The sequence below is a fragment of the Saccharibacillus sp. WB 17 genome (assembly GCF_008634075.2).
Classification (GTDB): Bacteria; Bacillota; Bacilli; order Paenibacillales; family Paenibacillaceae; genus Saccharibacillus; species Saccharibacillus brassicae.
Genome location: NZ_VPFK02000012.1, coordinates 347195 through 373932 on the forward strand (window position 1 = coordinate 347195; position 26738 = coordinate 373932).

Sequence of the window (26738 nt, forward strand, 5' to 3'; positions counted from 1 at the left end):
TTTTAGCGCCATGTTACCGTCAAGAAATCGGATTTGATTTATTTCTGTAAAGCATGAGATCAGATTTGATGAGTATCTTACCTTGGTCTAGATCGTCCATTAAAGAATATTTTTTCGTTATCTCATGAAGTTTAAATCCTTTTTTGGTTAATGTTTTATAAAAAAGCATCAACAGTTCATCCGGCGATAGTTGAGACTCTACGATCCGCATGTAGTATTTTTTTTCTTTTTCATTTATCCATTCATTTTCATCAACCGTGGCGAGCAAGTTAAGGAGATTTTTGTAATAAGGTTGTAGCATATTTTCATATCTTGTAAAAAAATAATGGTATGATTTATCTAGGTAGCTTAATCGTTGCCTAACGAGTTCTAAAGCATCTTCATTGTCAGTTTCTTCATTACTGAATTTATGCAAATAATCACCATTAAACATGTCGTATAAATAGCTGAAAGCCTCTTTCCCAGTGTAATTACGATTTTCTATGAAACGAGCAGGAGTTAGATTGCTAGGATGAACATAATCATCAATAACAACTATATCTTTCACTATGTGATTATGTAATTGAATCATGTTAAAAAAAGTATTTTCGAATCTTTGCACATTGGCCGCTTTTACCTGTTCATCTAACGCAGCATTAGTTTTAGCTACTTCATTTCTTTGAAGACGAAGCTCTTCTCGTTGCAATCTGAATTCTGCTCTTTGTTGATAAATAGTGTAGATGATGCCACCAAAAGCAAATCCAGAAAATATCGTATTTATCGATCCGAACATATCCCCAAAAGTACCTCTATCTTTATAAAAAAATAAGGCTCCACCAACTACAATCCAAACCACCAAGACAGTGTAGAAGACATTCAAAAGCTTTATTTCCTCAGTCTCTTTCAATTCTACTTTTTCTTCTACGTCAATGCTTACTCTTTTTATGAATAAATTATAAAGACGATCTTTCATACTACACCTCCTCTTTTCTTCAAATATTATCAAAATGTCAAGCATAAAAATAGACCGACTATGTGTCGGTCTTCAGAATTTCGTTTCCCCAGAGCTTCAGGCACCCGACAACTTTCTCTGCCCCTTCTTCAATACCGCGATTCACCTGCACGGACTATGACGGGATAACGAAAGATCGTTGTCTTGCATGCTCTGCGAGCGAAAGTGTCGCTGCTTCATTTAGGTAGATGAGTCCTTACGGGATAGGGAGTAGCAGGGACATCCGGGAGCGCTGCTCCCTATGTCCCTTACTATAAATCTGTTCTTACGTCATTTTAGCGACATGTTACCTTCAACTTTTGAATTTCTAAAAGTTATTTGAGAGTAAACTCAATTGGAATCATCATTTTTTGAGCCTATTCCAAAGATATAGCCCAACATGAAGTCAAAACAGGAACAACTATAGACCATAATTCTTTAGGACCAAATTCACTTTGAGGCCATTTTACACATATGATTGTATAGCTACATGAGAAAAGAATTAAAATCAATGAAACGATTGCAACAATATGAAGTGGAACATTCTTTTCATTAGAACCAAAAATCCTTGAAATCCATCCATATTCGTAATCCATTGTTTTACTTTTTAAGGCGTATTCCATATTCTTTTTCAAGTCATTATTTTTTGGGAAAGCAGAACTTTTTTTTGCGATTCAATACCATTCGATTGATCCACTGTTAATTTTGCTCTCTGGCCAATAGATTTGCGCGCGACAGCCGCTCTTCGAAAAGTATTATACTTTGCCCTCGCCGAGTCCCTTTCACGTCCGATGCGTTACCTTGTCGTCTTTCGCCAGGTTTGGATTCTGCTCCGTCTGCGATCTGCTCCACATTCACTTCGCTTTTCGTGACATGACAGGTAGCGTTCACTTGTTACCCGAAGCAGTCAATGCATTGTAGATCAATCTGCTTGCCTTTCATTGAGATCTTCATTATTTGATTCCTCCATTTAGAATAGTGTGAGCTGCCTTCAACTGGCGTCTCCGCTTCCGGCGACGCGCTGGCTCGGCCAGCCGAATCCAGCAGGCTAGAACCTTCCGATTGTACGGCGGCCGCAGCAACTTGTCCGGGCGGAAGAAATCGGCCACTTGGCGGGATGCCGGCGTACCCATCTGCTCCGTCAGCTCCAACGTGGCGCGGTATACTTTTTCGGTCGTGAACTAGCAGGCGCCGCCGGAAGAGTTGTCCGCGGTAATGTACTGCATGTTCATCCTCCAATTTCACACGCAAAAGCGTCTTCCTCTGGCTGCACGCTGAATATTTTCTTTGCTCGCGCCAAAAACGTCGCCGCTTACGTTTTTTTGTCTTTCGCCGCCGCTGTAGCAGACTATGTGCTTCATTCGGTCCTTCCACGCTTTCCGAATATCAGAATGCCCCAATCGCCTTCGCAATCCCTGAGCCCTTTTGCTCTAGCGCTACCGATCTTCGTTTTATCCCAAACCGGTTCGGTAGCAGCTCGTTCCATATCCCAACCGTAATATTTCACTCGGCAACAGAATGTATAGTAATAAATGTCATTTTGCTTCGCCAACCGAAGATATCTTTCCGGAAAAGCCCGAATAGCTCCGACTGTCCGTTCCCGCTGCTCATTCGTTTCTTCCGATTCCTGTAGCGAACGTATCGCTGCTTCTTCCGACCAGCCGGACTGGACTCGATTCATAATATGGCCCGGTCTTAGTACAGATCGATGTAGAGCCAGTTATCTGTTTCGTGCCATTCCCCCTCAATAATAGATTTGGAATAATTTATTCGGATTTTATCGACTCCTGCACCCGTATTTGGTTCAAATTCTGCCCGAGCGATTGAAGAACTTTGCCGACCGGATAATCCTGATTGCAGTAGACATCGATCGTGGCAAACTTGCACTGCTACATGGGATGCCTCTCCCGCCACCGCTCCCCGTCTTTTTCGGACGCAAAAAAAGGAACGGCTCAAAAGCCGTTCCTTCGTTGATCGACAGATTCCGAATAAGGATCGGTGCCGAAGCCGCCGCTTATTCTTCTTCCGAGTCGACGTTATGATACACCTGCTGCACGTCTTCGAGATCTTCCAGCGCGTCGATCATCTTCTCGAACTGCTTCTCCGCGTCCTCGGACAGCGAGACAAACGTCTGCGGCAGCATCGTGATCTCGGCGACCGTGAAGTCTTCGATTCCGGATGCGCGCAGCGCTTCCTGCACGGCGTGGAACTGATCCGGCGCGGCGTAGATGATGACCGCTTCGTCTTCGGTCATGATGTCGCGGGCATCGACGTCCGCTTCCATCAACAGCTCAAGCACCTGCTCTTCGTCTTTGCCTTCGATGCCGATAACGGCCGTCTCGTCGAACATGTACGCGACCGATCCGCTGACGCCGAGGTTGCCGCCGTTTTTGCTGAAAGCGGCGCGCACGTCGGAAGCGGTCCGGTTGACGTTGTTGGTCAGCGTATCGACGATGACCATCGCCCCGTTCGGTCCGAAGCCTTCGTAGCGCAGTTCCGTATACGTCTCGTCGCCGCTGCCTCTGGCTTTGTCGAGGGCGCGGTCGATGATCGCTTTGGGCACGTTATAGGTTTTGGCACGCTCCAGCACGACCTTCAGCGCGCGGTTCGATTCGGGATCGACCTCGCCTTTTTTGGCTGCCACGTAAATTTCGACGCCGAATTTGGCATATACCCGGCTTGTATTGGCATCTTTGGAAGCTTTCTTTTCCTTGATATTATTCCATTTACGACCCATATCTATCCCGCTCGCTTTCCGTTGATTGAATCTAGCCTGAATTTCATACCCGTTTATTGTAGCGTGAAAAAGTTACCGGAACAAGTGCGTATCTCCCGTCTGCCGCCGCCGCACAGCAAACCGCCCTGCTTGGGTCATAGATCGCCGCTCAGCTTGTTGAACGCCCGGCGCGCATTTTGCAGAAAAATTTCGCGTTCTCCCCGCTCTTCCGCGGACAATTCGCCCTGCAGGCGATGTTCGGCTTCGCCGATCGCCAGATGCAGGCTGTCCTTGAGCGCCCGGCGCTCGGCGTCGCTCAGCAGCCCTTTGAGCTTGTCCGACACGTTCGGCGTGTACGGCATGCGGTTGTATTCTTCCGCGCTGATCGTCCGCACGTCCAGATACGTATTTTTCACTTCGATGATGGTGCTCGGGTTGCGCACGTTTTTGTCCGTTTCCACCACGACGCATTTGTTGACATGGTCCGGATAGACGTTGATAATCTTCTGCCGAATCCCCAGTACGCCGCAGATCCGGCTGAATGGAATCCGGTGCACCCGGTTGACTTCTTCCGACATGGGCCTCTCCTCCGTTTACGCAGGCAGTCCTTGCGGACCGTATAGGTCCAGCATATCACAATCGGGATCAAAAACGCCCGAATTCGTTGACAGGCTTTCATTCTTCCGATATAGTTGTTAAGACAATTATATTAAGGCATCGGTCCGCTTGCGGCCGGTCTTACGGGAGGCTTACCGGTATTGGATCAACAACGATTATGGACCCGCAATTTTCTGACGATAAGCTTCAGCAGCTTTTTCATCTTCATTAACTTCTATATTCTCGCGGTGACGCTGCCAGAATATGCGCTCACCCATCTGGGCGGCAGTTCGAACGGCATGGGACTCGTCACGACGGTATTCGTAATCGCGGCGGTGCTGTTCCGCCCGCTCACCGGCAAATGGCTGGACGAAATCAATCGCAAAAAACTGCTCGTATTCTCGGTCGTCATGTTCGCCGCGTGCAGCTTTTTCTATGTATGGGTGCCGAATTATGCGCTGCTGCTCGTGTTGCGCTTCGTGCACGGCATCTCTTTCGGCATCGCGGCCACGACCACGTCGACCGTCGTACTGGACGTGATCCCGCGCGAACGCAAAGGCGAAGGCATCGGCTACTTCACCCTGTTCATGAGTCTGGCCATGGTCTTCGGGCCGTTCGTCGGTTTGTCGGTCTCGTCCGGCGCCGGTTATCCGGTCCTGTTCCTGCTCATCGCCGTCTTCGGCGTTCTGGCCTGCCTCTTCGGCGTCATCACGCCGATTCCGCGGCACGAACCGAAGCCGAGCGATCTCGGCGCCTGGCATATCAAACGCTTCTTCGAAGTGCGCGCCCTGCCGATCGCGATCGCCGGCTTCCTGATCGCTTTCGCTTACGGCGCGATCTCGACCTTTATCGCGGTATACGCCGATTCGCTCGGACTCAAAAGCGTCGCCAGCTATTTCTTCGTCGTCTTCGCCGCCGTCGTGCTGCTGTCGCGGCCGTTCACCGGCCGGCTGTTCGACCGGCGCGGCGCGCATATGCTCGTCTATCCGGGCATCGCGCTGTTCGCGATCGGACTGCTTGCGCTGAGCCAGGCCGGCTCGGCCGCCTTCTTCCTGCTGACGGCCGCCGTGATCGGCCTCGGGTACGGCGCGATCATTCCGAGCTTCCAGACGCTCGCGATCCAGTCCGCGCCCGCGCACCGCAGCGGCCTCGCGACAGGCACGTATTTCGTCCTGTTCGATCTGGGATACGGACTCGGGTCTTACCTGCTGGGCCTCGTCGCTTCGAAGGCCGGTTACTCGTCGATGTACCTGATCGGAGGATTCACCGTCTTGCTCGCGCTCGGCACGTATTACGGGCTGTACCATCGGCCGCAGCGGCTCCGGTCTGCGCGGGACGCGCAGGTGCGAGATGTGCAGGTGCGGGACGCGAAGGGACGAGAAGCTCAGGTTCAAGAAGCGCAGGGACAAGGTCAAAAAGCTTTGTCGTAAATGGAGAGGCAGCGTCGATCGGCCGATTCGGTTGTTAAGGCCGGACATCAGCCGATCATCATGACGCAAAACAGACGTGTACGGGGTTCCGCGGTCGCGATCAGCGAACGCGCCCGTCACGTCTTTTTTTATATGTATGAAGGCTTCTGCTTGTTATGAACGCTTGCGCTGTTTAATTACGCAAGCTTCCCGGCAAACTAGTTTTTCGCACCCTTTTCTCAACGTTCGGACGATTTGTATAAAATAACGGCCGAATAACGTCATAATTGCAGCTATTTTTGCTCGTCCGTACGCGCCAAGCCGAATAACGTCCTGAGAGCAGTTATTTTCCCGCCCAAGCGCCGCAAATCCCCTTTTTCCGCAAAATAAGTGGATCTATGACGTTATTCGCGATTCCAACGAATTTGCGGCGAAAATAAATGGACTCCTGCACTTATTCGTATATTCATCCTTACGTCCAAACAACCGAATAACCAAAAGCTCTCCGCAACGAGCAAAAAAAGACGCCGGCAAATCCCGGCGTCTTTTCTTTATAGTAGCGCTGCGCGCAGCCCAAGCGGCGGTTATGGCCGGTCCGGGTAAGAACCGCCGTCTTTGCCGGTGATGAGATTGGCCGATTGGCGGGTCGGATCGGTGGTGTCGCGCAGATCGACTTCCGCGTCGCGGCTGCGTGCCGGATCGCCGGCGTTTTCCGCGGAAGCGGGCAGTTCCGCTCCGCGTACGCCGGCGGGCGGGACGCGCTCGTCGACAGGAGCCATGTTCGACGTGGACGGCGTGCCGTCCGGGTCGAAGTAAGACGTGTTGTTGGCGCCGCTGCGCCGGAACACTTCATAGATTCGGCTGCGCATCGACTCGTCTTCTTCGACCATGACGAGCACGTCGCCCCGATGGATACGTTCGTCGTAATACTCGGCTTCTTTTTCCGGAATGCCGAGACCGATCAATCCGCCGGCCAGTCCGCCTACTCCGGCGCCGACGGCCGCGCCCGCAAGCGCTGCGGCGATCGGTCCGGCGGCCAGCAGCGGGCCGATGCCCGGAATAGCAAGTGCGCCGAGGCTTGCGAGCACACCGGCCGCTCCGCCGAGCGTGCCGCCCGTTAACGCGCCGGCCGTCATACCTTCCGGTGCTTTAGTCCCAGTCTCGTTGCGCAGCGCTTCCGAGTCTTTGGCATTTTTGGCTACGACCGAGATTTGTTCGCCGTCGTAACCCGCTTCTTTGAGCTCTTTGATCGCCTGCACAGCCTGTTCTTCGCGTTCGAACGTACCCGAAATTTTTTTGATCATGATTATTTCCTCCCCGGTTTATTGACTTGTTTCTTTTTACCCTTTCCCCTTTCGAACCAAACTTTCCTCAAAAATGGGAATCGTTTTACCTATTTTTAAAAATTCTATCCTCCTTTCTTCTCTTGGCGCNGCTCGAAGACTGTATTTACGTGATGGACTGGGACGGCGAGAACTTTCGTTACCGCTATGTCAACCGCGCGGCCGCCGTGCTCAGCGAGCTCGGTCCGGAACATATGGGACAGACTTTTTTCGAAGTGTATGAACATGAACCCGAAATGGGCAAATATCTGCACCATAAATATTTGAAAGTGCTTCAGGAACGGGAAAGTATCCGCTTCGCGGACGGGACGCTGCTTCCGACCGGAGCGCTCAGCGGAGAAAGCATTTTATCGCCGATTTTTCGCGCCGACGGCAGTATCGAAGCGGTCGCATGCGTGACCCGGGACATGATCTCCAGCGCGGAACGCGGACATCGGCTGCACCATTACGCCTATCATGACGAACTGACGCAGCTGTTCAACCGGCGTTTCCTGTACGAATTCGTCAACAAGCCGTACGTGCTGTTTCTGATCGACCTCGACAATTTTAAAAATATCAACGATGCGCTCGGGCACGAGACCGGCGACACGCTGTTGATCGAAGTCGCGCAGCGCTTTCGGCAATCGTTCGGCCCTCCGAACGTAATTGCCCGCCAAGGCGCCGACGAGTTTATCATCGTATGCGATACGCCGATCCCTTACCCGGAAGAGAAAGCCAAGCGCATCCTCGAAGTGCTGGACGAGCCGTTCCTGCTCGGCGACCGGATGATCCGGGTCAGCGCAAGCGTCGGCATGGCTTCTTCGACGGAACGGACCGAGCTGTCGCTGCTGCTGCGTCAAGCCGATATCGCGCTGTATTACGCCAAAAGCAAAGGCCGCAGCCGCTATCACGAATACAACGCGGCGCTGCGCTACGACCAGGTGATCAAATTCGATTACGAGATCTCGCTCAATCAATGCCTCGAGCGCGAAGAACTGCTGCTGCATTACCAGCCGATCTTCGATCCTTCGAACAACAAGGTCGTCGAAGTCGAAGCGCTGCTGCGCTGGAACCTCGGCCACAGCCGGTTGGTCTCTCCGGCCGATTTTATTCCCGTCGCCGAAGAGACCGGACTGATCGTGCCGATCGGCGAATGGGTCATTCGCCAGGCTTGCAAAGACCTGCCTAAGATCAGCGAGAAGTTCGGCCCGCATGTGCGGATCGCCGTGAATATCTCCCGGGCCCAGTTCGAGGAAGAAAATTTCGTAGAACGGCTGAACGCGATCATTGCCGAAGAAGGCATGTCGCCGCAGCGCTTCGATCTCGAAGTGACGGAGACGCTCGTCATGCGGAACCTGGAAGAAATTTGTGTGATCTTGAAGCAGCTGCGCGAGCAGGGCTACATGATCTCGCTCGACGACTTCGGCACCGGGTATTCGTCGCTCGGCATTTTGTCGCAGATTCCGATCGACAAATTCAAGCTGGACCGCTCGTTTATCGTCCAGATGAATCCGGCCGTTATCTCGGCGCTGCTCGCCATGGCCCGCGCGATGGACCTCGACGTGGTCGCCGAAGGCGTGGAAGACGGAGACCAGCTTATTCAACTGATGAATATGGGCTGCCCGGGCATTCAGGGTTATCTCATCTGCCGGCCGATGAGCGTGGAAGACCTGCCGAGCATCTGGTTCCCGGATGCCGCACCTTCCCTCGCCTAAGCCGACGGTCCAGCGCGACAGGCCCGGCGGAAGCACACACCCGGACCCGCTCCAAGGGTACACACGTCCGCTATTGAGAATCCCAATCAAAANACAACGAACGTCAATCCAACCGTTCGGCCGGCGTCAGGAGATGAGTCCGACCTGACGGGCCTGTTCTTCGGTCAGAATAAACTGCTCGTTTGCCCAATAATCCTTGTCTTTTTCCAGGCCGAACATATCGATAATCTTGTCCCAAATTTTCCGCTGCATCGCTTCTTGTTGGGTAATCATGATCTTCATCGCGTGGTCCCCTTTCGAGCGGCATGTTCGCCATGCCTTCTACCCTGCTTTTACCCGATCGGAGGCCGATCCGACTCGCTTTCGCTCCGCTGTTCGGCAAATTCCGGCTGCGCCGGCGCTCCGCCCCCGCGAAAGCAGCCGGTCAAATGGTCGTCGACCAGGCCGGACGCCTGCATCAGCGCGTAGCAGATCGTGCTGCCGACGAAGCCGAAGCCGCGCGCTTTGAGGTCGCGGCTCAGCCGGTCCGACACGTCGGTGCGCGCCGGCACTTCTTCGGGCGAAGTCCGGTGTCCGACAATCGGACGGCCGTCCACGAAGCGCCAGATATAGGCATCGAAGCTGCCGAACTCCTGCTGCACGCGCAGAAAAGCGTTGGCGTTGCGGACCGCCGAGGCCAGCTTCAGCCGATTGCGGATAATGCCCGCGTCGCCCATCAGCGCTTCGATTTTGTCCGTATCGTACGCCGCGACGATCTCGGGATCGAAACCGTCGAACACTTCCCGGTACCGCTCTCTTTTTTTCAACACCGTATACCAACTGAGCCCCGCCTGCGCGCCTTCCAGAATCAGCAGTTCGAACCAGCGGCGATCGTCGTGCACGGGTACGCCCCATTCTTCGTCGTGATACCGGATATACAGCGGATCTTCGTTCACCCAGCGGCATCGGACCGTCTGCTGCGGCATGCTTCATTCCTCCCGTTTGTCGATCCGGCGAATACTGTGCACGCGGCCGTTACGCACCTATGCCGGGCAGACCGCGTTTCGGTAAAATTTTCATGTAATCGTCGGAGAGCTTCATCAGCTGCAAAATATAGTCGTAATCTTCGCGGTACGGCTCAAGATCCGTCACCGGTTCGTGCGTGTCGAGCGAGATGGCCGTTCCGTCTTCGAACCCTTCGCCGGGCACGAACAGCACGCCGTCGCCCACGAACGAACCGGTCGGGAGATAATAGCGGATACCGACCACGTTGCGGTCCGTATTGAGCAGGTCGCGGCCGAATACCGTATGGTTTTCTTTGTCCAAAGAAATGCCCAGCAGGTTCATCAACGTCGGCACAAAGTCCATCTGTCCGCCGGCCAGTTCGATCTCTTCTCCCTGCTCCTCGCCCGGCACGTGAATCAGCAGCGGTATATTGAACCGGCTCGCGTTGACGTCGTACGGAATGCCGAGCATCGACGAGACCCAGGCGGGATCGTTTTCGGCCGTCGACAATCCGCCGTGATCGCCGTATACGAGCAGCAGCGTGTTTTCCCACAGCCCTTTTTCTTTGAGGCTTTGGATCAGTTCGCCGAGCGCGTAATCCGTATAATGCTGCGCGTTCAGGTAGTTGCCCAGTTGGGTACCCTGCAGCCGCTCGGGAATGCCGAACTGCGGAAATCCTTCCGGTACCTCGAACGGGGCATGGCTGGACGTCGTAACGAATTGGGCATAGAACGGCGAACCGTCGGCTCGCATCTCGTCGATTTTCTCCAGGCCGACCCGGTACATCTCTTCATCCGAAGCGCCGAAGTTGTTGAACCGGTCGTTTTGGTAATTCGGTTTGTCGTAATACTGTTGAAAACCGAGCGCCGGGTACAGTTGGTTGCGATCCCAGAACGTCGCGCTGTTGATCTGGAACGTGGCCGTTTTGTACCCTTTTTGCTCCAGCAAGCGCGGCGAACTCGGAATCTCCCGGTCTCCGTAGCCGGTCGACATCGCGATCTGCGCAGTCGGGTAGATCGACGTGTTGGAGATGAATTCCGCATCCGACGTGTTGCCCGGACCGATCTGTTGAAAAATATTCGGGAAATAAAAGCTCCGCTTCGCCAGCGCGTTCAGGTTCGGCGTCACTTCCCGGCCGTCCAGTTCGTAGCCCAACACGAAATTCTGGAACGATTCCATCTGGACGACGATGACGTTCTTGCCTTGGGCCGCTCCGAACAAGGCCGGCTTCCCCGGCTGCGCGCTTGCCGCCCCGTTCGGGTCGCTGCCGACTTGATCCGTATACGGGAACGACTGCTGGAGCGACTTGACCTGCGCGGCGATTTCTTCCGGCGAAGTCGAAGCGAGAAAATCGCGCTCTTTGCGCTTGTCGATCGCCGTACTGACCTGATAGTTGAAAAAGCCGACGTTTTCCGCGCGCACGATCTCGTTGCTGATCGCCGAGCTGCGGCTGATCCAGATACCCGACAGCAGCAGGCAGACGATCAGCAGCGCGGACACGGCGATCCGGCTCATACGCGTCGCGGTCTCGCCCCACGTAAGCGGCGTTCCGCGGCCGCCGAACGACAAGCCGCTCCGCGCACGCTTGCGGCGCACGAACCGTGCGGCGGTACGGCCTGCCAGATAGAGCAGATCGGCGAAGAACAGGAAGTAAGCCGGCTTGATCAGTCCGCCTACCATGTTGCCGACTTCAGGTACTTGACCCAGCGAGCCGAGCACGACATACGTCGGGACCGAACCGAAATAGGAATGATAGACGGCCGCCGCGAAAAAGAACAACGACAAGACGAGATTGGCCGTCCACGCTGTGCCCGCGCGCCAACGGCGCGGCACGAGCAGTTCCAGCAGGCACGTCACCGCAAGTGCCGTCGACAAGTCGATGACCAGTCCGCCGAGCTCGAATTCGGCGAAGAAAAACCAGCGCAGCAGCAGCAGTTTGACGAACAACAGGCCGAATACGATCAGGAAAGCTTTATCGGGTCTGCGGCTCGTTCGGGATGGAGTCGGAGTGATATTCATTCAAGTCCCTTCTTTATCTTCAGAATGTAGGTGAAAGATTCATTATAAAACACTCTGTTTACATGGTCAAAACATTGTGTTTACAAACGAGGCAAAATAGAGCGGCCAAAACGGCCTTTTTCGCTTTTCCCCCGCCGGAATACGTCAAAAAGAAGGCCTGCGCGCATGCAGACCTTCTTTCGGTACGGCTTCTGGCTATTCGAAGCGACTTTTTCTCAATCAAACTTTATTTCCACTGTATGTTTGCTTGATTTCCGCTTTATTTGTACGGTTTCTCGATCCCGGCCGCAGCCGGGCCGGAACCTCAGATTTTGGAATCGTAACGGCACAGCCGAAAGTCGGCTTCGCCTGCCGAGATCGTCACGATGCCAAACGAATACTGTGCTAGGCGGCGCTTGTCTGTCGGCGAACCGGGATTGAACATCGCCGGTTGGGCCGGCTCGGCCGGGTAGTCGGCGTCCGGCAGACGCGGCACATGCGAATGGCCGAATAGAATGATCGCAACCGATTCGCCCGCGAAAGCGGCCCGCGCGTTATCTTCCGTGCTGCCCCGGCCCAAATGGCCGTGGGTCAGCCCGATACGCAGTCCGCCGACTTCGACGATGCGGCGGTAGCCCCAACGTTCGACGATGGCCGGCCCGTCGTTGTTGCCGGCTACGCCTTGCACCGGCGCATAGGCAGCCAGCAGGTCGTGCACGTCCGGCGACGTCCAGTCTCCGGCGTGCAGGATCAGGTCGGCGTCCGTCAGTTCTTCGACCAGCCGCGGCGGAAGCGCTTTAGCCATCCGCATCATATGTGTGTCGGACACGACGACGATCTTGACGGTGTCGGCCGCTTCCGACGCGGCGATCCGGACGGTGTCGATCGTATCCGCCCCTGTGCGCTCTGTGCGGCTCCCGGCTGCTCCGAAATCGCTCATCGCGCTTTGACCTGTTCGCGGCGTTCGGCCCGATCCCGCTCGTTCAGCTTCGGGCAGTTGTAGCAGTACTGCGCACCGGGCAGCATATGGTACAGGCAGCAGCTCGGGCGCAGCTGGATGCGCTGCTCCGGGTCGGTCAGATGTTCGACGTAACGAAAGCGCAGGTCAAACGGATTCTTCTTGCGGCCGAACAGTTCCGGTTCCAGCGTCTTGAGCTGCTCGTAGCCCCGTTCCAGCCGTTCGCGGTGCGGTGCGAGCATCGGCCCGAATTCCGGATGGCTGCGCCACAGACTCGCGAAATAATCCATCCGTCCGGGCAGCTGCGCCCAGATCATGCCAGGCGGAAGCCCGGACAGCGCGGCGAACTGGCCGAATAGCTCGCGGCACGTCTCGCCGTAGAACAATCGCAGCCCTTCTCGCATCCAGGCGTCGCGTTCGGCTTCGTCCGCCGGCGCAGGTTCGGCGGCGCGGCTGTCGATGAAGAAATTCAGCATATGCCCGTTCTCCAGGCGAAACAGCTGCACGCTCAGATTGTCCGCAGACAAATCCGGACGCAGTCCCGCAGCGGCCGGGAAATACAGCGAAGCCGCGGCGACACCGCTGTACCAGCTGCAAAAGTAAGTGACGGCCGCCTGAAGATCGGGCGCCTTCAGCACCTCGGCGAACAGGCGCAGAAAGCGTTCCGCGCCGCCCTGTGCGGACAGCTCCGCAAGCTTCATCGTCATTTCCGCTCCGGCGCGCGGTTCGGCGCTCATATAAAACTGCGGCAGCAGCAGATCGGGATCGAATTCGGGGTTGAGCGGTTCGGTCATCGCAGATTCATCCTTTCCGTATCGGGCTTGCTTCTTATGTGTTCTTCTTATGCGTTCATCGTACTTGATTCCGGACGCCCGTTCAACCGTAAGAGTTAACGCGTCAAAAAAAGACCGGTTCCTTCGCGAAGAAGGAAACGGTCCAGACCTTATCGTATGAAAAATTGCGTAACCGGCGGCCGGGCCGGGATTCCCGCTTGTGCGGAATCAGGCCCGGATCGGGTCTTCAGCCAAACCGACCCATGATGTATTCCTGGGTCATTTGGTTCGAAGGGTTGGAGAACAGCTTGGTCGTGTCGTCGTGCTCGATCAGGTTGCCCAGGTAAAAATAGGCGGTCGAATCGGAGACGCGGGCGGCCTGCTGCATGTTGTGCGTCACGATCACGATGCGAAGATCTTTTTTGAGTTCGATGATCAGCTCTTCGACTTTGCCGGTCGATACCGGGTCAAGCGCCGAAGCCGGCTCGTCGAGCAGCAGGATCTGCGGGCTGACGGACAGCGCGCGCGCGATGCACAGACGCTGCTGCTGGCCGCCGGACAGCGACAGCGCGGATTCCTTCAGCCGGTCTTTGACTTCGTCCCACAGCGCGGCGCGGCGCAGGCTCTGCTCGACGATCTCGTCCAGCTTCTTTTTGCTGCGCGTGCCGTGGTATCTCGGACCGAACGCGATATTTTCGTAAATGGACTTGTAGAACGGGTTCGGACGCTGCCAGACCATGCCGATCTTCTGGCGCAGCGTGACCGCATCCGTGTTTTTGTCGTTCAGGTCCTGGCCGTCCATCCAGATCCGGCCGGCGACGCGCGCGGACGCGATCTCGTCATTCATCCGGTTCAGGGAACGCAGGAAGGTCGACTTCCCGCAGCCCGAAGGTCCGATCAGCGCGGTGACGCTTTTCTCGGGAAATTCCATGTTGATCTTTTTGACGGCTTCGTTCGTGCCGTAAAATACGCTCAGCTCTTCCGTGCCGAAACGGGGCTGTGTACGGGTCTGCGTCTGCATGGCAAGAGTCCTCCTATTCCATCCGCTTGGAAGCGGTAATCTTGCGGTATACGAAGCGGCCGAACCAGCGTGCGACCAGATTGAACAGCAGCACCATGATGACGAGCACGGCGGAGGCGCCTGCGGCGACCTGCTTCGCGTCCGGTACAACGCCTTCGCTGTTCAGCTTCCAGATGTGTACGGCCAGCGTCTCCGCCGGACGCAGCGGGTTGATCGGGGACCGCGGATGCAGCGGGTTCCAATCGGTGAAGTCGAGCGGCGGCGTCGTCATGCCCGACGTGAACAGCAGCGCGGCCGCTTCGCCGAACACGCGACCGGCGGCAAGAATCGTGCCGGTGATCAAGCTTGGCAGGGCGACGGGCAGCAGGATCGAGGTGATGATCTTCCACTTGGACAGCCCGAGTGCAAGCCCGGCTTCCTTCTGCTCTCTCGGTACGGCGCGGAACGATTGTTCCGTAATCCGCACCATGAGCGGCAGGTTGAAGATCGCCAGCGCGATCGCGCCGGACAGCAGGGAGTATCCGAGATCGAATGTGTTGACGAACAGCAGGAGGCCGAACAGGCCCACGACGATCGACGGGAACGAAGACAGCACTTCGACGACGAGGCGGATAAACGCGGTGACTTTGCCTTCGCGCGCATATTCCGCCATGTAGATGCCGCCGCCGAGGCCGATCGGCACCGTGATGATCATCGTCAGCACGAGCAGGAACAGCGAGTTGAACAGCTGCGGCCCGATGCCGCCGCCGGCCTTCATGTTCTGCGAAGGCGACGTCAGGAAGTGCCAGTCGATATGGGCGATGCCCCGGAACAGAATAATGCCGAGCAGGCCGGCCAGAATCGCGACGATGACGACTGCGAAAAAGACGATGATGCCGGTCGCGAGTTTGTCTGCGGTTTTTGCATTCACAGTTTATTCCTCCTTTGGAGCAGCCGTACCGCAATGATGAACACGAAGGTCATAAAGAGCAGCATCAGCGCCATACTCCAGAGGACGTTGTTCTGTACCGTTCCGGTTACCGTGTTGCTCATGTTCAGGGTGATGACGCTGGTCAGGGTCGAAGCCGACTGGACCAGGGAAGTCGGCAGGAACGGAGCGTTGCCGATAACCATTTGCACGGCAAGCGCTTCGCCGAAAGCGCGCGCGATACCGAGGATAATACCTGTCCACAGCGAAGGTGCGAGCGTAGGCAGCACGACGCGGTAGATCGTCTGCCAGCGCGTCGCCCCGAGGGCGTAGGACGCTTCGCGCATGCCGCGCGGCAGCGAAGCCAGCGCGTCGGCGGCGATGCTCGTGATCGTCGGCAGGATCATGATCGACAGCACGAGCGCACCCGCTCCGACGCCGTAGCCGACCGAAGTGCCGCCCGTCAACGTGCTGATAAACGGAATCAGGACGGTCAGGCCGATAAAGCCGTAGACGACGGACGGAATGCCCGACAGCAGCTCGATAGCCGGCTGCAGGATTCGTTTGCCTTTGCCCGGCACGATCTCGGTCATGAACAAAGCGGCGCAGATGCTGAGCGGGCCGGCGATCAGCGCGGCAAGCATCGACACGACGAACGAACCGGCGATGAACGGCAGCGCGCCGAACGACGGGGTGTCGCCGGTCGGATTCCAGCTGCGGCCGAACAGGAACTGGCTCAGGCTGACGCCGTCCTTGGTGAACGTCGCCAGTCCTTTGGAAGCGACGAAATACACGATCGAGACGATGACCACGATAAGCATAAGTACGCACAGATACGTATAGGTTTTGCCGATCAGATCTTCGCGGCGATGCCTGGCGAGTCCTCGCGAGGCGGGTTTAGTATTTTCCATAATTGGTTACCCTCTCCATTCTTCGTTACACGCGCAAACAGAGGCGGAGAGACCGCCTCTGTTGTGCCGGTGCTGCCGAGCTTACTGAATCGTTTTGCCTTCCGCGTCACGCTTCGTTTCCATGCTGGATACCGGGATGTAGCCCAGTTCCACAACGTCGGCGTTTTGCACTTCTTCAGTCATCATGTAGTCCAGGAAAGCTTTGGCCGCGCCGTCAGGCTCGCCCTTCGTATACATGTGCTCGTAAGCCCAGATCGGGTACTTGCCGCTCTGCACGTTCTCTTCCTTAGGCTCTACGCCTTCGTAGCTCAGTGCCGTTACGGTGTCGTCGAGGTACGAGAACGCCAGGTAACCTACAGCGCCTTTGGTATCGGCCACGATTTGCTTAACGGTACCCGAGGAATCCTGCTCGATCGCGCCCGGTACGTTTTCCACTTTTTCGCCCAAAGCGTATTTCTCGAAAGTAGCGCGTGTGCCCGAGCTGCTCGGACGGTTAACGATGACGATCGCTTGATCCGCACCGCCGACTTCTTTCCAGTTCTTCACTTTGCCGCTGAAAACGTCCAGCAGCTGCTGCTTCGTCAGGTTTGTTACGCCCGTATCTTTGTTCACGACAGTTGCCATAGCGACAACCGCGACTTGATGATCGACCAGTTCGGCTGCCTTGTCGGCATCCAGTTTTTCTTCCGCGAACACGTCCGAGTTGCCGATGTCGGCTGCGCCTTCGGATACTTGGGTCAGACCCGTGCCGCTGCCTCCGCCTTGTACTTGAACCGTCACTTCAGCGTTTTCGGTCATGTATTTCTGTCCCACTTGATCGACCAGCGGCTGCAAAGCCGTCGATCCGACTGCCAGGATGGATCCCGATACGGTCTCTGCCGCAGGCGTTTCCGCAGCTGCCGGAGTCGTGCCCGAACCTGCTGCCGGTGTTTCCGTGGTAGCCGTCGTGCTGCCGTTACCGCAAGCGGTAAGCGCGAGCATTGCGGAAAGTGTTAAAGTGCCGAATAACGTTTTTTTCGATTTCATGTCTGGTTTGACCCTCCTAGTGGTGTTCATACGATTGCGGCCGTCTTCTCTCTGTCCGAGTTGTCCGTGCCGCTTAACAGTTCCTATTGTAGAGAGCGAAAATTAACGCAAAACCATTGTTTTGTAAAAACAGTGTAAAATATCGCGGCTTTGCGTTTCTATTTTAAAAAAGCAAAAAAAGAAGCCCGCGGGATTCCGCAGACTTCTCGGTTGGAGGTCGCCGCATTCAGCGCGCCGCTTCGAGCATGCGCCAAAATGCAGGCTTCGGCCGAAGTTCCCGGTCGAACGGCAGCGGCCAGTTCAACCGCCCGCGCACCGGGAACCCGTCCAGCCACGTTCGCGTATCCGCCGCTCCCCAGAACGTCACCGAATCGATGGCGGAGCGGTATTCGCGAAACAGCTTGAAGATCTCTTCGTACCGCTCCGTCAGGCGTTCTTCCATCTCGGGCGTCGGGCGGAGCAGGTCGGTTCTGCGGTCTTCGAACCGGAATGCCGACACGTCAAGTTCCGTAATATGCAGCCGAACGCCAAGCGAAGCGTAAAGCTCGATTGCTTCCTTGATTTCGTCGATCGGGGGCCCGTACAGGTTCCAGTGTCCCTGCATGCCGATGCCGTGCACCGGCGCCCCGGCTTCCAACAGCGAGCGCACGAGCTTATGGATCTTGATCCGTTTGACGGGATCGGTCTCGTTGTAATCGTTGTAGAACAGCCGGGCGTCGGGATCGGCTTCGTGCGCGATACGGAACGCCCGCTCCAAATAGTCTTCGCCGATCCGCTCCAGCCACTTGGTCGGCCGCAGGTACCCGTCGCCTTCGTCTTCCACCGCTTCGTTGACGACGTCCCACGCGCCGATTCTGCCGCGGTAGCGGCCCATGACGGCGTGGGCGTGGTCTTCGATACGCCTCAGCACCTCTTCGCGGGAAGCGTCGCCGCCGTCCGCCGCGCGGAACACCCAGTCCGGCGTCTGGTTGTGCCAGACGAGCGTATGCCCGCGCATCGCCATCCCTCCGCGCTGCGCGAATTCGACGATGGCATCGGCCGCTTCGAACGCGTAGCGCCCTTCTTCGGGCTGGATCTCCTCGAACTTCATTTGATTCTCGGCGGTGAGGCTGTTGTATTGGCCGGCGATGAATAGACCTTCGCGCCGCAGCGTGTCCGTGCTTACGGCGGCGCCGATCCGGAACAGGCCGGCATAGGCTTCATGCAGGGAAGGGATTGCGGTGTCCATCGGATTCGCTCCTTTTTTCTTATTATGTCTCACGGGCTTCCAGTTTGCCGGTTATTCCGGTTATTGCGGTTATTCCTTGACGCTGCCGAGCTGCAGGCCGTGCACGAAATATTTTTGCAAAAACGGATAGACGACCAGGATCGGCAGCGAAGCGACGATCGTGATCGCCGCGCGGATCGATACCGGCGTCACCTGGCTCTGCGCGGCGGCGGCCGGGTCGGCCCCGCTCGATACGGCCGCGCTGCTGTTCAGGTTCATCGAAGACGACAGCAGCTTCATCAGCTCGAACTGCAGCGTGCTGAGTTCCTGCTTGGACGACGCGTACAGAAACGTGTCGAACCACGAATTCCACTGCCCGACGGCCACGAACAGCGCCACGGTGGCGAGCACCGGCTGGCACAGCGGCAGGATGATCGACATGAACGTGCGGAAATCGCCCGCGCCATCGATTTTCGCCGATTCGATCAGCCCTTCCGGCAGCGTCTGGATATACGTGCGGATGACGATCATGTTGAATGCGCTCACGAGTCCCGGCACGATATAGACGAGGAAGTTGTTGAGCAGATGCAGGTCTTTGATCAGGAAATAGGTCGGAATCAGCCCCGCGCTGAAATACATCGTCAGCACGACCAAAATGGTGATCGGCTTGCGCAGCAGATAATCTTTGCGGCTGAGCGCGTAGGCGAGCATCGAGGTCAGGAACAAGCTGAGCACCGTCGCGATCACGGTCCGGGCCACGGAGACCCAGAACGCGTTCAGGATGTTGCCGTTCGCGAAGACGGCGCGGTAATTTTGTCCGGTCCACTCGCGCGGCCACATATAGATGCCGCCGCGAATCGTATCGTTGCCCGCGTTAAGCGATACCGCAAACGTATTGAGAAATGGATACAGCGTAATGACGGCCACGGCGATCATGAGCAGGCCGTTGAGCGTATGGAACACGAACGGTTCGATCTGCGTTTTTTTGGCATTCATCGCTTCTGTCCTCCCTTAGATCAGCCGGTCTTCGCCGAGCCGCTTGGCAATGGTGTTGGCGGCAAAGATCAGCGTAATGCTGACGACCGTCTTGAAAATGCCCGCCGCGGTCGCGAGCGAATAGTTGCCGATCTGCAGGCCGTATTTGAGCACGAAAATATCGATGGTCTGCGACCAGTCCACCACGATGCCGTTGCCGAGCAGATACTGCACTTCGAAGCCCGCTTCGAGCATCCAGCCCATATTCATGATCAGCAGTATCACGACGATCGACTTGATTCCCGGCAGCGTGATATACAGCATCTTGTGGTAGCGGTTCGCTCCGTCGATCTCCGCCGCTTCGTACTGGGACGGATCGATCGACGTGATCGCGGCCAGATAGATGATCGCGTTCCAGCCGAGTTCTTTCCATACATGGGAACCGCCGACGATGCCCCAGAAATATTCGGGCACGCTGAGCCACATGATCGGTTCTTGAATCAACCCGAGACTCATCAGCACCACGTTCACGATGCCGCCGTCGACCGACAGGGAGCTCGCCACGATGCCTGTTACGATGATCCAGGACAGAAAGTGCGGAAGATACGAGACGGTCTGGATCGTTCTTTTGAAAAAGCGTCCTTTGATCTCGTTGAGCAGCAGGGCGAACACAATGGCGGTCACGAACCCGAGAATCATGTTGATGAGACTCATGGCTACGGTGTTGCGCAGCACCCGCAGAAACGCGTCGTCCGTGAACAGAAACGCGAAATGCTTGAAACCGACCCATTTTTGTTCCGAAAACGCGCGGGCGGGACTGTAGTCCTGAAAAGCCATGATCCAACCCCATATCGGATAGTACGAAAAAACGAGAATGTAAACGACGATCGGCAGCGACATGAACATGAGCTGCTTTTGGCTGCGCATTCGCTTCAACAGCGAAGATTTGGGCAGGTCCGCGGATGCGGATTTGCGCGTAACGGCTTTGGCCATCCTATTCTCCCCCTAACCGGCTCTGCGGCCTCGATCGGCGAGCAGGGACGGGAGATGCGCTTCGAGCGCTTCCCCTGTCCCGATTCGCCTTCCTGTCACGATTACTTGTCGGTGGCCCAGTTCTTGATCCGCCACTGGATCTGTTCGTTCACGCGGTCTTCGTACGATTTGACGTTGATCTTGCCGAATTCCGAGACGTACTTGTCCCAGGCGGAGTCGAATTGGCCCGGTCCGGCCATGACGGCCTGCGGCAGATGCTTGAGCGAAGCGTCCGTCATCTGCTTGTTGGCGACCGAAGCGTCGGAGCCTTCGATCAGGTCGATCTGCCAAGCCGGGTAATAGACCGGGTTTTCCGGCGCCGGCGAGAAGAAATCGCTCCACGTCTTGAAGCCGTACGTGTCGAGCAGCTTTTTGTCTTCGTCGCGCAGGCTGGCGTAGAATTCTTCCGGCTGGTCTCCGGGACCGGTGCCGTTGCCGTCGCTGAACGTGCCCTGCGTCTTCGGCGCGGCTCCGTAGAAGCCGTCCGCGCGGTTCGCAAGCTTCCAGGCGGGATCTTCCTGCTGCTTGCGCTGCTCCGGCGTGCGGTAGAAGCGCCCTTTGTCGTCGACCATGTAGTCGACGCCTTCTTCGCCCCAGCTGAGCATCTTCTGGTATTTCTCGTCCATCAGCGCATCGAGGAACTTGATGACGCGTACCGGATCTTTGGCGTTTTTGCTAATGCCGAAGCCGTTGTTCAAGTTGATGACCGGACGGTCGAGATAATGGTCCGTGATACTCTCGTCGTAGACGAGCGGGAAGCCGACGTATGTCTGATCGATTTTGTTTTGCGAAATCAGCGTGTCTTCGGCCGGCTGGAAGTTCCAGTGCTGGTCGAACATGCCGAGCACGCGGCCGGACGACAGCTTGGCCAGGTATTGGTCGTAGTTCTGCACGAACGCTTCCTTGTCGAACAGCCCTTCGTTATACAGGCCGTTCAGCTCCTGGTAATACTGCTTGGAAATGTCTTTGTCCGCGAACACCGAAGCGACGTCGTTGTCGACCACGACGCCCCCGTCGTTGGGGTGCCCCGTGAGATGCTCCGGCGGGTTCAGCAGCGGGAACGTCCGCCAGTCGGAAGCGAGCGTCGTGAAGCCGATGGTCGGCTGTCCGTCGATCGTCGGATTTTTGGCGGCGTAATCGCGGATCAGCTTCAGGTATTCGTCCAGCGTCTTGGGCGTCGGATAACCGGCGTCTTTGAGCACCGCTTTCTGAATCCAGAAAGCCGGACCGGAATACGAATTGCTGACGAATTCGCCGGAATAGGCGCCGTAGTTCGGCAGCCAGTAGATATGGCCGTCGCTGGAATCTTTCATCCGGTTCCAATGCTGCGCGTAATGCTTTTTGAGATTCGGCGCGTGTTCTTCGATCAGGTCTTCGAGCGGGATGACCGCCCCGGCCGCTACCAGCTTCGTATCGGCCGTGATCAGATCCGCGTATTCGCCGCCGGCGATCATGACGCCGAGCTTCTGCTGCAGGTCGCCGACCAGGAATTCCATGTTCAGCTTGACGCCGAGCTCGTCCTGAATCTTTTTGTAGATCCGGTTATTCTCGGCCGGCGCCTGGTTCGGCGTACTGATGAACGCGGAAATCGTCACGACTTCCGAACCGTCCTGCGCCGTTTCTTTTTCCGCGCTGCCGCAGCCTCCGAGCGCAAGCGCGGTCGCAAGCACGAGCGATGTCGCTCCCCATAGCTTTTTCATGTTTGACCTCCCCATTAGTGAACCTCCTTGTAAGTCGAACGCTTTTTTTGTAGTCGAATATTCTTTGCTCCTTTATTATGCTTGAATGTATACGCTTACATAATAGGTGGATTTAAGCTTCTTCCCCCCTGAATTTAAGCACTCTGTCGCCCGCGGCATGAAAAAGGGCGCTCAGCTTGAAGCCTGCGCCCTGTATTCCGCCGGCTTCAAGCCGGTCTTCTTCTCGAACTGTTTGAGAAAATGCGGGTAGCCTTTGTACCCGACCCGCTCGGCGATCGCGGAGGAAGGCAGGTCTTCTTCCAATAGAAGCCGGCACGCTTCTTCGATCCGCAGCTCGTGTACGAACTGCGCGATGCCGACGCCGTATTTGCGGGTGAACGACTGGCCCAGATAGACCGGATGTACATAGAAGCGTTCCGCCAGTTCGCGAATCGTGAACGTCTCGGCATAGCGTTCGCGCAAAAATTCGGCGACCTGCGCCTGCACGCCGCCTCCGCTGCGCTCGGTCAGCCGGGATGCCTGCAGGCGGCAGTCGAGGCAGAACTTTTCCAGCGCCAGCCCCGTCTCCGCCAGATCCGGCAGCAGCGGAACGTCCCGGCAGAACGGCGAGCGCCGGATCGTCTCTTCGGAATCGCCGCCCAGCTCTTCGCAGACGTAAGCGCAGCGCAGCACGATCCGCGCCGCGAACATGCGCACCAGCTCGGGCGAGGTCAGCCGCGCCCGGAAACCGGCGAATGCTTCGCCCAGCAGCCGGACGATCTCTTCCCGGTTCCCGCCTTCCGTCAGCGCGGCGATCCGGTCGGCCTGTTCGAGCACGGAGGCGTCGAACGACAGCCGCTTGGCGGCGATATCCGCATGGAGCACGAGATCCGATCCGCCAAAAAACAGGAAAGCCGCGGCTTCTTCGGCGCTTCTGAGCGACGCGCCCAGCTCCTCCGGCCTCTCCACGGAGCGGCCCGCGGCCAGGCGCACCTGCCCCGCCGACTCGGGCGGCAGCCGGTCCAGCAGCGCCTGACCGAAAGCCCGGGCGGCTTCGCCCGCTCCGAGCGCCGCCGCCTCATCCGGCAGGCCCAGCACGATGCCGACCGCAAATCGGCCTTCGTCGATCAGGCGGCAGCCGTCCGGCCCGGCCTGCAGCGGCGCGAGCGCTTCCCGGACAGCCGGCATCCACTGCGCGTTGGTCGTCAGCCGCAGATAGACCCATTCGCCTGCCCGGCTCGACAGCCGCTCCAGCGCGCCGCAAAGATCCGGGGTCTGTTCTTCTTCGTCCCCGCCGAACAGCGCAAGCGACAGCGCCCGGCGCTCAAGGCCGATATCCGCCCGCAGCGCCTGCACGGAGCGGCGCGTGCGTTCTTCGAGCTGCGCGCGTACGCGCCGCAGCATCTCGTCCGTCTCGTCGTCCATCAGCGGCTTGGTCAAATAATTCGATACGCCGAGCCGCATCGCGCGAAGCGCATAATCGAAATCGTCGTACCCGCTCGTGATGACGAACAGCGTCGAGCGGTCGCCGCCTTCGCGCGTCTCTTCGATCAGGCGCAGCCCGTCCATGACCGGCATGCGGATATCGGTCACGACGAGGTCAGGCGCGTCGGCGCGAATACGGCGGATCGCTTCTTCGCCGTTCTCGCACGTCCCGCCGATCCGAAATCCGTATTTGTCCCAATCGACCAGCAGCTTGAGCCCTTCGATCGCCAACGGTTCGTCGTCGACCAACAATACCTCGTATTTCGTGTCCATGTTCAGGCCTCCTTGTTCCACGGATACGTCTCGTCTTCGCCGCGCGTCAGCCAGAACGACGGAATGACGAAGCCCGCTTCCGTGCCTTCTTCGATCCGGCTGCGCAGCACAAGCCTGACATCCCGCCGGTAAAACAGTTCCAGGCGCCGGTGCACGTTGCGCAGCCCGACGTTCGCGCCGTCGGCAGAACTTTCCGCGCGCATCAGATCGTTCACTTCGCCGAGCTTGCGTTCGTTCATGCCGACCCCGTTGTCGCGAACGAACACGCCCAGCCCTTCGCCTGTCGCCCGCGCCGAGATGGTGATCAGGCGTCCCGACTTCCGGCCCTGCAGGCCGTGCTTGCACGCGTTCTCGACGAGCGGCTGGAGGCTCATGCGCGGAATGCGCAGCCCGGCGGTCCACGGCTCGACTTCGAACGCGTAATCGAACCGGTCGCCGAACCGGAACTTCTCGATCTCCAGATACATGCGGATAAATTGCAGTTCTTCTTCCAGCGGCACCAGATCGTCGGGACGGCTGAGCAGCTGGCGCATGAGCAGCGACAGATTTTTGACGATGACGGTCACTTCCTTGTAGCCGTTGCGGGTGCAGACGACGAGCACGGCGTTCAGCGTATTGAACAGAAAATGCGGGTTCACCTGGCTCTGCAGCATCGCAAGCTCCGTGCGGACGCGGTCCAGCTCCAGATTTTTCTGGCGGATCTCCAGCTTGTACACGTCGTTGATCAGCGAGCGGATCCGGCCGGTCATCAGATTGAACGCCCGAATAAGCCCGCCGATCTCGTCCCGGCCTTCCGGAATATCGATCAGGTCGAACCGTTCGCTGCGCACCTGCTCCATATGCCGCGACAGCCGCTTGATCCGCGCATGGTACGAACGGAACACGAAAAAGATCAGCAGCGAAGGCACGATCGTGCTTACGATGCCGAGTCCCAAAATGGAGCGCAGCGATTCGTTCATCAGGCCGTCGATATAGCGGGTGTCCGCGATGCCGACAAGCTTCCAGCCCCGCACGTAATTCAGACTGCCGAGCGGGCGTTCGAGGGCGAAGCCGGAAGACAGCTGCTCCGGCGTCAGTTCCGGATTGGCGTAGAAGGCACCTTCTCCGTCGCGTCCGCCCAGCCCGTCGGCCACGACGCGGCCCCGGTCGTCGACCAGCCTGAACCGCACGCTGCCGCTTTCCCGGTTCAAGATCGACGAGATGCGGCCCAAATCGAGGTCGACACGCGAATATTTGGCATAACCCGAGTAGGACGGGTAGAGGTCCATTCGTCCGGCGATACTGATCCGGCGGCCCGGCTTGTAAAAATCGTCGTCGAGATAGGCGGCCGCGGCAATCGCGGACGAAGAAGCGCCCAGCGCCGCGATCCATTCCGGCACTTCGCCTCCGCCGGGCACGACCCGGTAGTTCGATCCGGTCTGAATACTGTCGTTGGCCGTATAGACGCGCACGTCCGCGATGTTGGCGGACATGTAGCGGGTCAATTTGTCGCGCAAAAAGCCGTCGTAGACGGCGTAATAATCGGCCGGGGACGCATACGTCCGGTCCAGCGCTTCGTACAGCGAATCGTCGGACGCGATCGAGCGGCTGAGCGCCACGCTCTCGTCGATCATGCCGAGCAGTTCGCCGCCGGCGCGTTCGACGGAACGCCGCAGGTTCTCCTGTTCGCGCAGCTCGATGTCCGCCGAAGTCCGTTCATAGAAGAACAGGTTGATCGACATGATCGGCAGCAGCACGCAGAGCAGGTAGATCAGCAGAAATTTCCGTTTGAGTGGAAGATCGTTCAGCGCCGGCAGCGCAAAGCCGCGGCGCTTCACTCCGCACTTCCTCTCTCACGGGTCCGGTAGAGCGAAGGCAGGTCGCCGGTGACGGCTTTGAATTTGGCGCTGAAATATTCCGTGTCGTGATAGCCGAGCGCGCCGGCGATCTCGGCGATCTTCATATCGGTGCGCCGAAGCAGCTTGCGCGCTTCTTCGGCCCGAAGACGATGCACGTAATCGTTGAAGCCGTATCCGGTCGCCCGTTTGAACTGCTGGCCGAAATAGACCGGATTCAAATGGCATCTGGCGGCCAGATCGCGCAGCTGCAGCTTGTCGCGGTAATGCTGCCGCATATAGTCGATCGCTTCGGCGATCGGCGATGCGCCCGACGTTCCGGCCGACCGATTGGTCCGAACGCGCTCCGCCGCCTCCGTGCAGCGCCGGAGCAGTTCGGCTTCCGCGGGTCCGGAGTCTTCGTCGAACCGTCCGGCCGCCGGGGCAGACGCCGCAGCCGGCGAATCTTCCCGGCGCAGCAGCTCGCCAAGCAGATGGCGCACGACGCTTTGCGCCCAGCCGCCGGGCACGCGCAGCCGCCCGAACAACCCGAACAGGTCCGACACGGCGCAGGATACCGCTTCGACCTCTCCGCCGTCGACGGATTCCAGAATGCGTTCGGCGAAAGCGAGGCATTCCGCGAAGCCGACGCTGCCCGGAATTTGCGCTTCGTCATGCCGGTACACGCCGCCCTGGCCGAGCGCATGCAGGCGATCGCGCAGCGCGATCGCCTGCGCGTACAGCCGCGCAAGCGAGTCCGGCCCCCGGCCGGGGCCGCTGACGTAGACGGCCGTGCCGGCGGCCGAAGCCGCAAGCTGGCGCAGATCGCTTTCCAGCGCGTCCGGCGCGCAGGCGGCGAGCAGGCCGAGTCGGCCCCGGCCGTCGTCGAACGTCCACGCCGGCGTACCGGCGGCGCGCAGCCGCTCCGCCGTGCGCTTCAGCGCGGCGCGCGGCAGCGCACGGGCG

General features: G+C 57.7%; 22 protein-coding genes. 2 read left to right on the forward strand and 20 right to left on the reverse strand.

Annotated features, from left to right (window positions below; all coding sequences use genetic code 11):
• Positions 1–19: 19 nt before the first annotated feature.
• The 3 genes from FTE24_RS05545 to FTE24_RS05555 all read right to left on the reverse strand — a co-directional run bounded on the left by FTE24_RS05545 (position 20) and on the right by FTE24_RS05555 (position 4264).
• Positions 20–952 (reverse strand): putative phage abortive infection protein, encoded by a 933-nt coding sequence (locus FTE24_RS05545; RefSeq protein ID WP_160441664.1) that lies wholly within the window; start codon positions 950–952, stop codon positions 20–22.
• Between the two features lie 2032 nt (positions 953–2984).
• Positions 2985–3707 carry a YebC/PmpR family DNA-binding transcriptional regulator gene (locus tag FTE24_RS05550; protein WP_141449718.1) on the reverse strand — a complete coding sequence of 241 codons (723 nt, stop codon included), beginning with the start codon at positions 3705–3707 and terminating at the stop codon, positions 2985–2987.
• A gap of 134 nt (positions 3708–3841) precedes the next feature.
• Positions 3842–4264: a hypothetical protein gene (locus FTE24_RS05555; RefSeq protein ID WP_150228876.1), complete on the reverse strand. Its 423-nt coding sequence runs from the start codon at positions 4262–4264 to the stop codon at positions 3842–3844.
• 180 nt (positions 4265–4444) lie between these two features.
• On the opposite strand from FTE24_RS05555, the gene FTE24_RS05560 reads away from it, so the two are divergent.
• Positions 4445–5713 (forward strand): MFS transporter, encoded by a 1269-nt coding sequence (locus FTE24_RS05560; RefSeq protein ID WP_150228874.1) that lies wholly within the window; start codon positions 4445–4447, stop codon positions 5711–5713.
• Positions 5714–6276: 563 nt separating this feature from the next.
• Here FTE24_RS05560 and FTE24_RS05565 read toward each other — a convergent pair.
• On the reverse strand, positions 6277–6996 hold the full coding sequence (locus FTE24_RS05565; protein WP_202111756.1) for a general stress protein: 720 nt from the start codon (positions 6994–6996) through the stop codon (positions 6277–6279).
• A gap of 122 nt (positions 6997–7118) precedes the next feature.
• On the opposite strand from FTE24_RS05565, the gene FTE24_RS05570 reads away from it, so the two are divergent.
• Positions 7119–8729, forward strand: a complete 1611-nt coding sequence (locus tag FTE24_RS05570) for a putative bifunctional diguanylate cyclase/phosphodiesterase (protein ID WP_272915054.1) — start codon at positions 7119–7121, stop codon at positions 8727–8729.
• A 126-nt stretch (positions 8730–8855) separates the two neighbouring features.
• Here the strand turns inward: FTE24_RS05570 and FTE24_RS22965 are convergent, their stop codons facing one another.
• The 16 genes from FTE24_RS22965 to FTE24_RS05645 all read right to left on the reverse strand — a co-directional run.
• A complete protein-coding gene (locus FTE24_RS22965; protein WP_170315107.1) occupies positions 8856–9011 on the reverse strand; it encodes a hypothetical protein in 156 nt (51 codons plus the stop codon).
• Between the two features lie 50 nt (positions 9012–9061).
• A complete protein-coding gene (locus FTE24_RS05575; protein ID WP_150228868.1) occupies positions 9062–9694 on the reverse strand; it encodes a DNA-3-methyladenine glycosylase I in 633 nt (210 codons plus the stop codon).
• Between the two features lie 49 nt (positions 9695–9743).
• Positions 9744–11732: an LTA synthase family protein gene (locus tag FTE24_RS05580; protein ID WP_150228866.1), complete on the reverse strand. Its 1989-nt coding sequence runs from the start codon at positions 11730–11732 to the stop codon at positions 9744–9746.
• Positions 11733–12036: 304 nt separating this feature from the next.
• Positions 12037–12651, reverse strand: a complete 615-nt coding sequence (locus tag FTE24_RS05585; protein WP_150228864.1) for a metallophosphoesterase family protein — start codon at positions 12649–12651, stop codon at positions 12037–12039.
• Positions 12648–13463, reverse strand: a complete 816-nt coding sequence (locus tag FTE24_RS05590) for a (2Fe-2S)-binding protein (protein WP_150228861.1) — start codon at positions 13461–13463, stop codon at positions 12648–12650. The genes FTE24_RS05585 and FTE24_RS05590 overlap by 4 nt, the downstream gene beginning before the upstream one ends.
• A gap of 226 nt (positions 13464–13689) precedes the next feature.
• Positions 13690–14463 carry a phosphate ABC transporter ATP-binding protein PstB gene (gene pstB, locus FTE24_RS05595; protein ID WP_150228859.1) on the reverse strand — a complete coding sequence of 258 codons (774 nt, stop codon included), beginning with the start codon at positions 14461–14463 and terminating at the stop codon, positions 13690–13692.
• Between the two features lie 13 nt (positions 14464–14476).
• Complete coding sequence (gene pstA / locus FTE24_RS05600; RefSeq protein WP_141449708.1) at positions 14477–15373, reverse strand: phosphate ABC transporter permease PstA; 897 nt, start codon at positions 15371–15373, stop codon at positions 14477–14479.
• Positions 15370–16281, reverse strand: coding sequence for a phosphate ABC transporter permease subunit PstC (gene pstC / locus FTE24_RS05605; protein WP_150228857.1), 912 nt, complete (start codon positions 16279–16281; stop codon positions 15370–15372). The genes pstA and pstC overlap by 4 nt, the downstream gene beginning before the upstream one ends.
• A gap of 81 nt (positions 16282–16362) precedes the next feature.
• Positions 16363–17307, reverse strand: coding sequence for a phosphate ABC transporter substrate-binding protein (locus FTE24_RS05610; RefSeq protein WP_150228855.1), 945 nt, complete (start codon positions 17305–17307; stop codon positions 16363–16365).
• 226 nt (positions 17308–17533) lie between these two features.
• The gene (locus tag FTE24_RS05615) at positions 17534–18535 is read right to left on the reverse strand and encodes an endo-1,4-beta-xylanase (RefSeq protein ID WP_150228853.1); all 1002 of its coding nucleotides are present in this window, start codon (positions 18533–18535) and stop codon (positions 17534–17536) included.
• Between the two features lie 69 nt (positions 18536–18604).
• The gene (locus tag FTE24_RS05620) at positions 18605–19510 is read right to left on the reverse strand and encodes a carbohydrate ABC transporter permease (RefSeq protein WP_141449704.1); all 906 of its coding nucleotides are present in this window, start codon (positions 19508–19510) and stop codon (positions 18605–18607) included.
• Positions 19511–19525: 15 nt separating this feature from the next.
• Complete coding sequence (locus FTE24_RS05625) at positions 19526–20482, reverse strand: ABC transporter permease (RefSeq protein ID WP_141449703.1); 957 nt, start codon at positions 20480–20482, stop codon at positions 19526–19528.
• Between the two features lie 101 nt (positions 20483–20583).
• Positions 20584–22221 (reverse strand): ABC transporter substrate-binding protein, encoded by a 1638-nt coding sequence (locus FTE24_RS05630; protein ID WP_237401645.1) that lies wholly within the window; start codon positions 22219–22221, stop codon positions 20584–20586.
• A 171-nt stretch (positions 22222–22392) separates the two neighbouring features.
• A complete protein-coding gene (locus tag FTE24_RS05635) occupies positions 22393–23958 on the reverse strand; it encodes a response regulator transcription factor (RefSeq protein ID WP_150228852.1) in 1566 nt (521 codons plus the stop codon).
• Between the two features lie 2 nt (positions 23959–23960).
• On the reverse strand, positions 23961–25775 hold the full coding sequence (locus tag FTE24_RS05640) for a sensor histidine kinase (RefSeq protein WP_337190017.1): 1815 nt from the start codon (positions 25773–25775) through the stop codon (positions 23961–23963).
• Positions 25772–26738: helix-turn-helix transcriptional regulator (locus FTE24_RS05645; protein WP_160441665.1), on the reverse strand; the 967-nt coding region annotated here is incomplete at its 5' end. The genes FTE24_RS05645 and FTE24_RS05640, both read right to left, overlap by 4 nt.